Consider the following 12,880-nt stretch of genomic DNA (forward strand, 5'->3'; position numbering starts at 1 on the left):
CGAAGGAGTTCGGCACCGGCGCCGACGCCCGAGACTCGCCAAAAGTCGCAAGTGATCTAGCCATTCGTCTCTCGTGCGGGGAAACGTCTGTCTGAAGAATCGATTCGAGACATTGCAGGAGGTGAATCACATGGGTATCTTCTACGCTTTCGGTCAGCTGCTCGGCCTTTGGAAGTAATTGCGACCTCCCGTAGGCGCAATAATCAGCTTGTGGCAACGGCACCCCTGACCATTCTCGCCCGCTTTCGGGCGCCGTTCTGGTCATTCCGGCCGCTGAACACGCTGGTGCGTCGGCTGCTGCTCGTCACGGTGGCCGGCATCCTCATCGTCGACTCGTTGCTTCGCGCGACGAGCGACACCGAGATCTCGTTGGTGCGTGCCATCTTCGGCACGTCGATCATCATCGTGGTCGCGCTGTTCGCGTGGCGGCCTCCCGCGGCGGCGATCGCGCTGACCGCCTTCGCCCTGATCGGAACGGTGACCGCCGGCGCGAGCGACGCCCTGCTGAGTGCGGCCGTCCTGGTCGGACTCGTCGGCACGACCTGCAGTGCCGCCCTCACCTTCGTCTACCTGGGGGCCGTCTTCGCCTGGACCGCCAGCGAGGTTGTCTCCCCCGACGCCTCGTTGCAACTGGCGGGCGGCTTCGTCATCGCCATCCTGGCCCTGGTGAGCCTGCTCATCGGCTTCACGGTCCGCCAGCTCCAGGACCGATCGCTGAGACTGGCCGAACAGCTCGCAGCCAGTGAACGCGAGGTCGCCGAGCAGCTGCGCCACGAGCGCGACCTCATCGCCGACGAACTGCACGACATCGTCGCTCACGAGATCACGATCGTCGCGCTGCATGCGGCCGTGCTCGAACGCACGCAGGATCCGCAGACGCGCGCGCAGTCGCAGACCGCGATCCGCGAGGCCGCTGTGCAGGCTCTCACCGACATCCGCCGCGTGCTGGGCATGGTGCGCGGCGAAGAGAATCTGTCCCCGGAGCGCGTGCCGTCCGCCGACAGCCTGGAGGGCGCGATCGAGGCCGTCTCGAAGGAACTCGGCGCCGCCGGCATCGCGGTGACTGTGGAGATGCCGCCGGAACTGCGGCTGCCGAACGCATCGCTGCTCGCTCTCGTGCGCGTCATCCGCGAGAGCGCGACCAACGTCCTCAAGCACGCGACCGGCACACGCCACGTGCGCATCGCCCTCACCGTGGCACACGACTGGGTGCACCTCACGTTCTCCGACGATTCGCCACCTGCGCAGACGGCGGGACTTCCCTCGTCCGGCTACGGCATCATGAGACTGCGAGAGCGCTTCCGGCTGTTCGGGGGCACCTTGGATGCGCGTCGGCAGAGCACGGGCTGGGTGGTGAAGGCATCGCTCCCGCTCGCGGCCTGATCGCCGAACGGCCCCGCAGAATGTAGACGAAAGTCGCAATTGCTCTCGCCAAAGGTCGAATCTCGATTGCGACCAGCGCACGTAGTCTTAATTCAGCCGAAAGACCGATCCCCAGTCGGTCTCTCTTGAGCACGACGCAGAATGCCCGTGATTTCGGGGACGAGGGCTGCCAGACGGCGCCATCGTCATCCGGGAATTCTGCGTGCTGGTGCGCGGCGATGCCCGAGGTCGAATCCCCCCAGGTCGACCTCGGGCCCCGCGTTCGTCGTGTGCTCCCCCGGACGGCCCGTGCCCGCCTACGCGTCGATCGCCTCGCGGTCCAGGCGATCGCTCGAGGCGACGATGAAATCGCGCCGCGGCGCCACGTCGCTGCCCATGAGCAGCTCGAACACGTCCGACGCCAGTTCCGCATCCCGCACGCCCACGCGCCGCAGCGTGCGGCCCGCGCGGTCCATCGTGGTCGTCGCCAGCTGGTCGGCATCCATCTCGCCGAGACCCTTGTAGCGCTGCACCGGCTCCTGCCAGCGCTTGCCCGCCTTCTGCAGCTTCGACAGCAGCGCGTGCAATTCCTGCTCGGAATAGGTGTAGACGGTCTCGTTCGGCTTCGACCCCGGGTTGACGACGATGACGCGGTGCAGCGGCGGCACGGCGGCGTACACGCGCCCCGCCTCGATCAGCGGGCGCATGTAGCGGAAGAAGAGGGTGAGCAGCAGCGTACGGATGTGGGCGCCGTCGACGTCGGCGTCGCTCATCAGGATGATCTTGCCGTACCGGGCGCCCTCGAGGTCGAAGCTGCGGCCCGAGCCGGCGCCGATGGTCTGGATGATCGCGGCGCACTCGGCGTTGCCGAGCATGTCGCTGATCGAGGCCTTCTGCACGTTGAGGATCTTGCCGCGGATGGGCAGGAGCGCCTGATACTCGCTGTTGCGGGCGTGCTTGGCCGTGCCGAGAGCGGAATCGCCCTCGACGATGAACAGCTCCGACTGGCCGACGTCGTTCGTGCGGCAGTCGGCGAGCTTGACCGGCAGCGACGACGACTCCAGCGCGTTCTTGCGGCGCTGGGTCTCTTTGTGGGTGCGCGCGGAGATGCGCGCCTTCATCTCCGAGACGACCTTCTCCAGCAGCAGGGCGGTCTGGGCCTTGTCGTCGCGCTTGGTCGACGCGAAGCGGGCACCCAGCTCCTTCGCGACGACGCCCGCGACGATCGCGCGCACGGCCGGGGTGCCGAGGATCTCCTTCGTCTGGCCCTCGAACTGCGGCTCGGGCAGGCGCACCGTCAGCACCGCGGTGAGGCCGGCGAGGATGTCGTCCTTCTCGAGCTTGTCGGTGCCGACCTTCAGCTGCCGCGCCTTCTGCGTCACCTGATCGCGCAGCACCTTCATCAGGCCCTGCTCGAAGCCGGCCTGATGCGTGCCGCCCTTGGGCGTCGCGATGATGTTCACGAACGAGCGGGTCACCGTCTCGTAGCCGGTCCCCCACCGCAGCGCGATGTCGACCTCGCACTCGCGCTGCACCTCGGTGGGCACCATCGCTCCGCTCGGCTGCAGCACCGGGACCGTCTCGGTGAACGAGCCCGACCCGCTCAGGCGCCACGTGTCGGTGACGGCGCCGTCGGTGGAGAGGAACTCGGCGAACTCCGAGATGCCGCCGTCGAACCGGAAGCTCGTCTCGCCCGGCTCCGCCCCTCTGCCGTCGGAGATGGCGATCTCCAGCCCCGGGATGAGAAAAGCGGTCTGCCGGGCGCGCTGCTCGAGCTCGTCGAGGTGGAAGGCGGCATCCTTCGTGAAGATCTGCCGGTCGGCCCAGTATCGGATGCGGGTGCCGCTGACGCCCCGCGCCGTCTTGCCCACGATCCGCAGCTCGGACGAGGCCTCGAAGGGCGTGAACGGCGAATCGGGGCCGGGACCGGCGAACAGGCCCGGCTCGCCGCGGTGGAACGACATGGCGTACGTCTTGCCCCCGCGGTCGACCTCGACGTCGAGACGCTCCGACAGGGCGTTGACGACGGAGGCGCCGACGCCGTGCAGACCGCCGGATGCCGCGTACGATCCGCCGCCGAACTTGCCGCCCGCGTGCAGCTTGGTGAAGACGACCTCGACGCCGGTGAGCCCCGTGCGGGGCTCGACGTCGACGGGGATGCCGCGGGCGCGGTCGCGCACCTCGACGCTGCCGTCGGGGTGCAAGACGATGTCGATCTTCTCGCCGAACCCGGCGAGGGCCTCGTCGACGGAGTTGTCGATGATCTCCCACACGCAGTGCATGAGGCCGCGGGAGTCGGTGGACCCGATGTACATGCCGGGGCGTTTGCGCACGGCCTCGAGTCCCTCGAGCACCTGGAGGTGATGGGCGGAGTACTCGGAGGTCACAATCGCTAAGCGTATCCAGGGCGGCGGACACCGGCGCCGCGACACACGCGTCCGTGACCGAGTCGGCATGCCCCGGCCCGCCGCAGCGTACGCGTACAGCGAAATGTGACCGGATCGCGGCATCGGGTGCCCGTCCGCATGGTTGTATGTGAGGAACCCAGCAGCACGCGACGCACCGAGGAGGAACCCGAAATGAGCATGACGACCACCGCAGAGCCCGCCGTCCTCGAGTACCGCCTGTCGGCCACCGACCGGTGCGACTCGTGCGGCGCGCAGGCCTACATCGCCGCCGAGGTCAACGGCAGCGAGCTGCTGTTCTGCGCACACCACGGCCGCAAGTACGAACAGAAGCTGCGCGCCGTCGCCACGACGTGGCACGACGAGACCGCCCGGCTCGCCGACGCGCGCTGAGCGCCGCCCCGTAGACTGACGGGGTTTCCCGTTCGTCTTTCCTGGAGCACTCCGTCATGGCATCGCGCGGCCTGCCCGTCACCCACCGCATCCGCGTCCTGCTCGAACGCGCCCGCGGCCTCGACCTCGCCTCGGTGACCGAGCGCGCGAAGTTCACGGCCAAGGCGCACGGCAAGAGCTACCCGCTCGTGCTCGCCGACATGCTGTGGTCGGCCGCGCGGCACCGCGTGGGGTTCAACGACTACATGGAGTTCGACTTCGCGATCCTGACCCGCGCCGAACGGGCGACGTGGGTGACGAGCCCCCTCGCGCTGGAGCTGTCGAACCGCTACGACGACCCGGCGCACGTGCACCGCTTCCACGACAAGATCGACTTCAACCGGGACTTCGACCGGTTCCTCGGCCGGGAGTGGCTCGCGCTGACGCCGGATGGCGCCGGCGAGCTCGAGGCCTTCGCCCAGCGCCACCCGGTGTTCATCGCGAAGGTGCCGGTGAGCAAGTCGGGTCTGGGGGTGCGCCGCTACGCCGCCGCCGACGTCGCCGACTGGGCCGCGTTCCACGCCGACCTCGTCGCGAAGGGCGAGGTGCTCATCGAAGAGCGGATCATCCAGCATCCGGACCTCGAGGCGATCGCGCCGGGGACGGCGAACACGACGCGCGTCACGACCTTCGTGAAAGACGACGGCACCGTCGAGATCATCAACATGGCGCAGAAGTTCGGCCGCGGACAGGTCAGCGATCAGGCGTCGTTCGGCGGGTTCTACACCGCCCTGCACGAAGACGGCCGGGCGATGGGCATGGGCTACTCCGTCGACGGGCACCTGTTCGAGACGCACCCCGACACGGGCGTGCGCATCGCCGACTTCCAGCTGCCGATGATGGCGGAGGTCCGTGCGCTCATCACCGAGGTCGCCCTCGTCATCCCACAGGTGCGGTACGTCGGCTGGGACGTCGTGGTGACTCCCACCGGCCCGGTGCTCGTCGAGGGCAACTGGGGGGCGGGCGTGTTCGAGAACAAGCCGTCGGCCACCGGCATCCGCCACGGCCACCTGCCGCGCTACCGCGCCGCGATGGGTTTCTGAGCGTCGGGTCTTGGCTTCATCCGGCCGAAATCGCGGCCATCCGGGGCGTGGGGCGCGATTCGCGACGGATGACGCGTGCGCGTCGGCGTTCATCCGGCCGAAATCGCGGCTATCGAGGCCAATGGGCGCGATTCGCGACGGATGAAGCGACTGTGCCGGCCGGCCACCTACCGGGTCGCGGCGGGGCTGTCGCCGAGTTGTGACGCCAGGGCACGCAGCAGGTGCACCCGCCAGGCGGCCCAGTCGTGACCGGCCTCGAAGGTGTGCACGTGCACGGCGCGGTCGGCGCGGCGCGCGTCGGCCAGCAGCGTCGCCGCCGCCTCGTGCACGTCCCGCAGCATGTCGGGCTCGAAGGTGCCCGCTTCCAGCGTGAGGGCGTCCCACCGGGGCTCGTCCAACAGGGCGTCGACGATCGAGAACCGCCACAGCGACGGCGACTGCGCGATGGCGCGTCGTACCTCGCCCTGGCCGAGGGCGAGGGTCCACAGCGCCGCGAGCCCGCCGAGGCTCTGCCCCGCCACGAGGGTCGCCGCACCCGCCGCGTCGACCGGCCAGCCGGAGCGCACCCGCGGCAGCAGCTCGTCGAGCACCGTGTGCACCTGGCCACCCGGAACGCCGAGGCGTTCCCACCGGGCGTCGGCATCGCCCGAATCGAGCATCGCGACGTGCAGTGCGGGCAGGCGGCCGGACGCGATGAGCCCGTCGAGCAGTCCGGGCAGGCCCAGCTCGCGCCACATCTGCCCGTCGAAGAGCACGAGCAGCGGCGTGGGAGCGGGCGCGCGACCGGGATGGTAGACCCAGGCCCGTTCGCCGTGGGCGAGCGGGACGGCATCCACCCGCGAGCCGGTGCGGCGTGCCGGTGTCATCCCGCGCCAGGGCTCGCGCGGTGCTGCGGGACCTGCGGCCACCGAGACGGGGCGTCCGTCGGCACCGCCCATCGCGTCGGGACAGCGCTCGTCCGCCGCGCCGGCGGCCATCGCTGCGAGGATGACGGGCCTGCGGCCTGCGGCGGTGCGCCAGGGGGCCGGGCCGGGTTCGCACCAGACGGCGATGCGATACGCGGTGCGCAGCGCCGCCGGCAGGCGCAGGCAGATCGTCCACAGCGTCGAATCGGGGAGGCGGGAGAACTCCGCCGCGGTCACGTCCCGGTGGTCGAAGACGGCGCTGGTCCACAGGGCGACCGCGGTCGCCTCGGGGGCATCGATCACCCAGGTCCACAGCGCACCGGACGGATCGTCGGGATCGGGGTCGATCCGCGGGTTCACGGTGGCCAGCAGCGCGGCATCCGGGCCCCGGCGCCCGCCCTGCGCGATCCGCGCCCGCTCGACGGGGCCGGTGACGCGGTGCATGCGCGGCTCGTCGAGGTGACGCGCCGGCGGACCCTCCACGTGCACGCGCCCCTCCCGGTCCCGCCAGCGGCGAGGACCGGGAGGGGCAGAGTGCGTGGTCAGTCCGCCACCACGGACTGCAGCGCCGGGGCGAGGTGCGACGCGGCCCAGGTCGCCGACAGCGGGCCGCTGCGGGCCAGCGCCCAGGAGACGTTCCCTTGGCTCTCGACGCCGTCGATGATGAAGGAGGTGCCGAGGTTCTCGATGAGAATGAGACGCCCGCTCTGCACCGCGCCGAGGTTCTGGAACAGCGCCCGGTCGGTCAGCGAAGCGGAGTCGCCGTCGGAGTTGTCGGAGAGCACGATGACGTCGGCATCGATCTGCGACAGCAGCTCGTCGCTCACCGCTTCCCGGTAGTCGAACTCCGCGGCGAGCGGGTTGGTCGCAAACCCCATCTGCTCGAACACCCAGGCCGCGGGGCTGTCTGCCGACGAGTGGTACAGCAGACCGTCCTCCTGGCCGTAGTACACGACGTAGCTCGCGGTCAGCCCGTCCAGTTCGGGGTGCTCTTCGCGGAAGTCGGCGAAGAACTGCTCTTCGGTGTCGAGAGCGGCCTGCGCGGCGTCCTGGAGGTCGAGCGCCTCGCCGATGCGACGGATGTTCGTCTCCCAGTCCGCCGCGACGCTTGCCTCGCTCACGCCCGTCTCGGTGGCGCCGAGGACGGGGGCGATTGCGGCGAGCTTGTCGTAGGCCTCGCTCAGGTCGGTGCCGAGGACGATGATCAGGTCGGGTTCGGCGGCGGCGATCGTCTCGAGGGGGAACTCCTCGTCGCCGGGGGTGAAGCGCAGCGGGATCTCCTGCGTGAGGTTCTCCTCGATGAAGGGGTCGGTCGTCCATTCGCTCGCGAGCGCCGGCGTGCCGCCGAGGGCGACGACGATCTCGGCGTCGTCTTGCGAGCCGGTGATCGTCGCGATGCGCTCGGGGCGCTCGGTCAGCTCGGTCGATCCCCACGGGGTCTGAAGGGTCAGCGGGTACGTCGTGTGGCCCTCGGCGGCCGGCAGCAGGGCGGACTCTTCCGCCGCGCCGGTCGCAGAGGTCGTCTGCGCGGTCTCGGCCGACCCGGTGCACGCGCTCAGACCGAGCGCTGCGACAAGGACGAGGGCGCCCCCGGCGAATCGACGGGGGGTGGTGGGCTGAGGCATGTGATTCCTTGGTTGTTCGTCGGGCGGTCGTGGGGCGTCCGGATGCGCCTGCGTGCCGCATCCGATCGACTAACTTAGGGCAGCCTAGCCTAAGGCGGCAAACCAAGGCGGCCGCCGGGCCCCTACTTCTGGATCGCGTAGCGTGTCGCGTACGCGGTGGGTGTCATGCCGAAACGGCTCTTGAACACGCGCCGGAAGGCATTGACGTTCGTGTAACCGACGCGCCGGGCGACCGCCGGCACTGCGGCATGAGAGCGCAACAGCGCCGCGGCGGCCTCCACGCGATTTCGAATGCGCCAGTCGCGCACGCTCATCCCCGTCTCGGCGAGGAAGGCGCGCTCGAGCGTGCGCCGCGAGGTGTGCGCCGCATGCGCCAGATCGTCGACGGGCCGATCGTCGCCGGGGTTGGCGCGGAGGGTCTCGGCGACCAGCCGCGCCGGGGCGGAGGCGGGCAGTGGAAGTGCCGCCGCGGGTGCGCCCTCCAGCAGAGCGAACAGCTGGCGTGTGATGTTCGCGTGCGGCCGGATGATGCTCGTCGTGGACTGCAGATACGCCAGCAGGAGCGTACGCAGTTCGCGACCGACCGCGACGATCGTCGGTGCGCGCAGCGTCGTCGCCGTCGCATCGCAGTCGAAGAACAGGGGAATCACGACCGAATTCGCCCGCACGGTCAGGGCATGTCGCACCTCCGCCGGCACCCAGAGGGCATGGCCGACCGGGAGGAAGGCGGCGACGTCGTCGAGGAGGAGGTCGGTGCCGCCGCCGCGCACCTGCCAGAGGAGCACGTGGTGGTCGTCGTGCACCCGCTCGGGGACCTCCACGGGCGGCAGGTGCAGGCGCAACGATGCGAAGTCGTCGGTCGGCGCGGCTTCGATGCCCGCCGTGGCCGCTGTGGCGACGCCGCCCATCGACCGCCTCCCCTCGTCGTCCCGCAGGCTCTCGCACGTGACGTGTCGCATTCGGCGTGCACCTTGGCACCAACGGCGCACGGGACAAGCTTAGCCTCACCTAACCATGAGGGATACTGGATGCGCACCCGCGCACTCCCCCGCTCCGCTGCCACAGCGGCGCGCGCCGCATCCGAGAGGAGATCAGCATGACGGCATCCGACCGCACGTCCAGATCGACGGCGGGGCTTGCCGTCCTGCTCGCCGCCGGCCTCGCCCTGGCGGGCTGCGCGGCCGATGCCGCGCCGGAATCGACCTCGGCCGCCGGCGCACTGCCGGCTGCCGAGGGGACGACCACCTACCCGTTGACGCTGGAGACCGCCTACGGCGAGACGGTGCTCGACGAGCGGCCCGAGCGCATCGCGGTGATCGGTGGCCTCGGCGACCAGGAGTCGGTGCTCGCGCTGGGAATCACCCCTGTCGTCGGCTCCGACGAAGTCGCCTACCCGTGGGTGGCCGACACCGGCTTCGCGGACATCGAGACGTTCGTGAACCCGTGGGCAGACTCTTTCGACTTCGAGGCGCTGGCCGCCGCCGACCCCGACCTGATCGTCGCGAGCACCTACGGCAACCTGGAGGGCGACTACGAGAAGCTCACGGCGATCGCCCCCGTGCTGGCGGTGGCGCCGATCGCCGACTACGCCTGGGACTGGCGTGAGCTCATCGGCGCCGTCGGCGCGGCGACCGACCTCGCCGCCCGCGCGGACGAGGAGATCGCCGCGACGGAACAGGCCACGACGGATGCCGCGGCGGCCCACCCCGAATACGCCGGCCACACGGTCTCGGTCCTCATCAACCGCGGCCAGGAATACGGCATCGAGTTCGTCAACGTGGCCGGCTCCCCTGCCGAGGACCTGCTGACCGCCCTCGGCTTCGCCGAGCACCCGAACGTCGAAGAGCTCAGCAGCTTCGAGTGGGGCGACGTCAGCCCCGAGAACATCGGACTCGTCGACGCCGACGCCCTGCTGATCGGGCTGCACGGCGGCGACGGCACCGCCGAAGAGGCCACCGCGTGGATGGAGAGCAATCCGCTCTACCAGAAGCTCACGGCGGTGCAGGACGGCAAGGTCAGCTACATCGAGCCCAGCGCGCAGACCGGGTCGCTGGATCTCGCCTGGGCGTTGAGCTACCCGGATGTGCTCTCCAGCCGCTGGACTGTTGCGGAGTTCACCGCCGCGTTCGAGGGACTGTTCGACTGACCGCGACGATACGGGCGCCGCGGACGGCGGACAGCGGGCGGGGGCGACGCAGCGCCTCCCCGCCGCGTCGGCGTGCGCTCGGGCTGCTCCTCATCATCGCGGCGTTCCTGCTCGCCATCGCAGCCAGTCTCGCGTTCGGCGCGAATCCGCTGGGGGTGGATGCCGTGTGGCACGGGCTCTGGCACCCGGACGACTCGGATGCCTCGATCATCGTGTGGACGCTGCGACTGCCCCGCACCGTCGTCGGCATCGTGGTGGGGGCGGCGTTCGGCGTCGCGGGAGCGCTGATCCAGGCGCTCACGCGGAACCCGCTGGCCGATCCCGGCATCCTCGGTGTGAACGCGGGTGCGGGCTTTGCCGTCACGATCGGGGTGGGGCTGTTCGGTCTGTCCGGGATCACCGGCTATATCTGGTTCGCCTTTCTCGGTGCCGCGGCCGCGACCATCCTCGTCTACGTCATCGGCACGGCAGGGCGCGGCACGGTCAGCCCGGTCACCCTCGTGCTGGCCGGAGTCGCGCTCAGCGCCGTGCTGATCGGGATCTCCACCTTCCTGACCCTCATCGACAAGTACCTCTTCGAGTCGGTGCGCAATTGGGGCGTCGGCTCCATCGCCCGCACCTCGCTGGAGGATGCCGCCGCTGTCGTGCCGTTCCTGCTGCTCGGCCTGGTCATCGCGGTGGCGCTGTCGGGCCCGCTCAACGCGATCGCCCTGGGCGATGAACTGGCCGCTTCTCTCGGGACGAAGGTCATGCGCACGCGTGTGCTGGGCATCGTCGCCGTCACGCTCCTCGCCGGCGGGGCGACCGCCCTGACCGGGGGAATCGCCTTCGTCGGGCTCATGATCCCGCACATCGTGCGCTGGTTCACCGGGCCCGACCAGCGCTGGATCATCGCCTACTCCGCGCTGGCGGCGCCCGTGCTCGTGCTCGTCGCGGACGTCATCGGGCGGGTCGTCGCGCGGCCCGGTGAGATCGAGGTGGGCATCGTGACCGCGGTGATCGGTGCGCCGGTGCTCATCGCCCTCGTCCGCACACGACAGGCGAGCGCGCTGTGACCGGCACCAGCATCGATTTCGGCTACGCCAGCCGCGCGCTGCGCACCCGGTGGTTCTCCGCCCGGTTCGCGATCCGTCAGGCGGCGGTCGCGGCGACGTGCCTCGCCGTCGCGGTCGCCGCGGCGGTGGTCGCGATCACCCTGGGCGACTATCCGCTGACCCTCGCACAGGTGTTGAGCGCCCTCACCGGCGGCGGCGAGGACTTCCACCGGATGATCGTCCTCGAGTGGCGCCTGCCGGTCGCCGTCGCAGCCGTCCTCTTCGGCGGCCTGCTCGGCATCGGCGGTGCGATCTTCCAGTCGCTGACGCGCAACCCGCTGGGCTCGCCCGACGTGATCGGATTCGACGCCGGCTCCTACACGGCCGTCGTCGTCGCGATCCTCGTCTTCGGCGCGCGCGGCTACTGGACGCTCGCCTCCGCGGCGCTGATCGGGGGGCTCGCGACCGCCTTCGTCGTGTATCTGCTCGCCTATCGCCGCGGGGTGCAGGGGTTCCGGCTCATCATCATCGGCATCGGTGTGTCTGCCATGCTCGGCTCGATCAACTCGTACCTCATCACCCGAGCCGACCTCGACGACGCCATGACCGTCGGGTTCTGGGGGGCCGGTTCCATCGGCCGCGTCTCCTGGGGGTCGATGGGCCCCTCCCTCCTCGTCGGCGCCCTGATCGTGGCGGCAGCGGCGGCGCTCTCACCCGCCCTGCGCCGGCTCGAACTCGGCGACGACGCCGCGACGAACCTCGGCACGAGGCCGACCCCGGCCCGCCTCGGCCTCATGGTCGTGGGGGTCGCGACGACGGCGCTGGTGACGGCGGCGGCCGGACCGATCGGCTTCATCGCCCTTGCCGCGCCGCAGCTGGCGCGCAGGCTCACGCGCTCTCCCGGGGTGAGCCTGCTCGCCTCGGCCACGATGGGCGCCGTTGTCCTGTGCCTCGCTCACCTGCTGTCCCTGCTGATCGCGCAGGTCTTCCGCGCGATTCCCGTCGGCCTGATCACCGTGTGCCTGGGCGGTCTCTACCTGATCTGGCTGCTGATCCGCGAAGCGCGCACCTCGTACGGAGCCACCCGATGACCGATACCCCGCCAGAGCACACCGCATCGCGCCTCGTCGCCGAAAATGCCACGATCGGCTACGACAAGCGCATCATCTCGCAGGGGCTGTCCGTGGCGATCCCCGACGGATCGTTCACGGCGATCATCGGGCCGAACGGATGCGGCAAGTCCACCCTGCTGCGCGCTTTCGCCCGCGTGCTCACCCCCGCCTCGGGGCGCGTGCTGCTGGACGGCAAGGCGATCGGCTCGTACCGCTCGAAGGAGGTCGCCCGCCGGCTCGGACTGCTGCCGCAGAGCTCGCTCGCTCCCGACGGCATCCGTGTCGCCGACCTCATCGCCCGCGGACGCGCGCCCTATCAGGGGCTCTTCCAGCAGTGGCGCGCCTCCGACGAGGATGCCGTCGCCCGTGCGCTGGAGACGACCCGGCTGACCGACCTGGCCGGCAGCCTCGTGGACGAGCTCTCGGGCGGCCAGCGCCAGCGGGTCTGGGTCGCGATGCTGCTCGCGCAGGAGACGCCGATCATGCTGCTCGACGAGCCGACGACGTTCCTCGACATCGCACACCAGTACGAGTTGATGGAGCTGTTCCGCTCCTTCCACGCCGCGGGCACGACGATCGTCGCCGTCCTGCACGACCTCAATCAGGCCGCCCGCTACGCCGACAACCTCGTCGTCATGAAAGACGGCGACATCGTCGCCGCGGGCCATCCGCAGGAGGTCATCACCGCCGAGCTGATCGGGGACGTCTTCGGCCTGCGCGCCCTCGTCGTGCCCGACCCGGTCACCGGCACCCCCACCGTCGTCCCCCTCGACCCGCGCACCGCGCCGGCCGCAACAGCCCCAGAGAAGGAGTGAG

The 12,880-nt window shown here is 70.3% G+C and carries 11 protein-coding genes; 7 read left to right on the forward strand and 4 right to left on the reverse strand.

Annotated features, from left to right (window positions below; genetic code table 11):
- Window positions 1-210: 210 nt before the first annotated feature.
- Window positions 211-1,383: a sensor histidine kinase gene (locus tag QM720_RS12080; RefSeq protein ID WP_415126849.1), complete on the forward strand. Its 1,173-nt coding sequence runs from the start codon at window positions 211-213 to the stop codon at window positions 1,381-1,383.
- 296 nt (window positions 1,384-1,679) lie between these two features.
- Here the strand turns inward: QM720_RS12080 and QM720_RS12085 are convergent, their stop codons facing one another.
- Window positions 1,680-3,749: a DNA gyrase/topoisomerase IV subunit B gene (locus tag QM720_RS12085; RefSeq protein WP_415126851.1), complete on the reverse strand. Its 2,070-nt coding sequence runs from the start codon at window positions 3,747-3,749 to the stop codon at window positions 1,680-1,682.
- Window positions 3,750-3,941: 192 nt separating this feature from the next.
- Between QM720_RS12085 and QM720_RS12090 the strand changes: the two genes are divergently transcribed.
- Entirely contained in the window at window positions 3,942-4,160 is a 219-nt protein-coding gene (locus QM720_RS12090; protein WP_415126853.1) for a hypothetical protein, read from the forward strand.
- A 56-nt stretch (window positions 4,161-4,216) separates the two neighbouring features.
- Window positions 4,217-5,242 (forward strand): sugar-transfer associated ATP-grasp domain-containing protein, encoded by a 1,026-nt coding sequence (locus QM720_RS12095; RefSeq protein ID WP_415126855.1) that lies wholly within the window; start codon window positions 4,217-4,219, stop codon window positions 5,240-5,242.
- Between the two features lie 167 nt (window positions 5,243-5,409).
- Here QM720_RS12095 and QM720_RS12100 read toward each other — a convergent pair whose 3' ends face one another.
- From QM720_RS12100 to QM720_RS12110, 3 genes are all read right to left on the reverse strand, one after another.
- Window positions 5,410-6,591 carry an alpha/beta hydrolase gene (locus QM720_RS12100; protein ID WP_415126857.1) on the reverse strand — a complete coding sequence of 394 codons (1,182 nt, stop codon included), beginning with the start codon at window positions 6,589-6,591 and terminating at the stop codon, window positions 5,410-5,412.
- Between the two features lie 98 nt (window positions 6,592-6,689).
- Window positions 6,690-7,772: an ABC transporter substrate-binding protein gene (locus QM720_RS12105; protein WP_415126859.1), complete on the reverse strand. Its 1,083-nt coding sequence runs from the start codon at window positions 7,770-7,772 to the stop codon at window positions 6,690-6,692.
- A gap of 122 nt (window positions 7,773-7,894) precedes the next feature.
- Window positions 7,895-8,731, reverse strand: coding sequence for a helix-turn-helix domain-containing protein (locus QM720_RS12110; RefSeq protein WP_415126861.1), 837 nt, complete (start codon window positions 8,729-8,731; stop codon window positions 7,895-7,897).
- A gap of 137 nt (window positions 8,732-8,868) precedes the next feature.
- On the opposite strand from QM720_RS12110, the gene QM720_RS12115 reads away from it, so the two are divergent.
- From QM720_RS12115 to QM720_RS12130, 4 genes are all read left to right on the forward strand, one after another.
- Window positions 8,869-9,918, forward strand: coding sequence for an ABC transporter substrate-binding protein (locus QM720_RS12115; protein ID WP_415126863.1), 1,050 nt, complete (start codon window positions 8,869-8,871; stop codon window positions 9,916-9,918).
- Window positions 9,919-10,034: 116 nt separating this feature from the next.
- On the forward strand, window positions 10,035-10,973 hold the full coding sequence (locus QM720_RS12120; RefSeq protein WP_415127924.1) for a FecCD family ABC transporter permease: 939 nt from the start codon (window positions 10,035-10,037) through the stop codon (window positions 10,971-10,973).
- Window positions 10,970-12,043: a FecCD family ABC transporter permease gene (locus QM720_RS12125; RefSeq protein ID WP_415126865.1), complete on the forward strand. Its 1,074-nt coding sequence runs from the start codon at window positions 10,970-10,972 to the stop codon at window positions 12,041-12,043. Before QM720_RS12120 ends, QM720_RS12125 begins: the two co-directional genes overlap by 4 nt.
- The gene (locus QM720_RS12130; protein WP_415126867.1) at window positions 12,040-12,879 is read left to right on the forward strand and encodes an ABC transporter ATP-binding protein; all 840 of its coding nucleotides are present in this window, start codon (window positions 12,040-12,042) and stop codon (window positions 12,877-12,879) included. The genes QM720_RS12125 and QM720_RS12130 overlap by 4 nt, the downstream gene beginning before the upstream one ends.
- Window position 12,880 lies beyond the last annotated feature (1 nt).

Source organism: Microbacterium sp. (assembly GCF_047602155.1).
Classification (GTDB): domain Bacteria; phylum Actinomycetota; class Actinomycetes; order Actinomycetales; family Microbacteriaceae; genus Microbacterium.

What these genes read in the sequence shown, in the direction of transcription:
- QM720_RS12090 (WP_415126853.1), top strand. Translation starts at nt 3,942, where the DNA reads ATGAGCATGACGACCACCGCAGAGCCCGCCGTCCTCGAGTACCGCCTG.
- QM720_RS12095 (WP_415126855.1), top strand. Translation starts at nt 4,217, where the DNA reads ATGGCATCGCGCGGCCTGCCCGTCACCCACCGCATCCGCGTCCTGCTC.
- QM720_RS12100 (WP_415126857.1), bottom strand. Translation starts at nt 6,591, where the DNA reads ATGCACCGCGTCACCGGCCCCGTCGAGCGGGCGCGGATCGCGCAGGGC.
- QM720_RS12105 (WP_415126859.1), bottom strand. Translation starts at nt 7,772, where the DNA reads ATGCCTCAGCCCACCACCCCCCGTCGATTCGCCGGGGGCGCCCTCGTC.
- QM720_RS12110 (WP_415126861.1), bottom strand. Translation starts at nt 8,731, where the DNA reads ATGCGACACGTCACGTGCGAGAGCCTGCGGGACGACGAGGGGAGGCGG.
- QM720_RS12115 (WP_415126863.1), top strand. Translation starts at nt 8,869, where the DNA reads ATGACGGCATCCGACCGCACGTCCAGATCGACGGCGGGGCTTGCCGTC.
- QM720_RS12130 (WP_415126867.1), top strand. Translation starts at nt 12,040, where the DNA reads ATGACCGATACCCCGCCAGAGCACACCGCATCGCGCCTCGTCGCCGAA.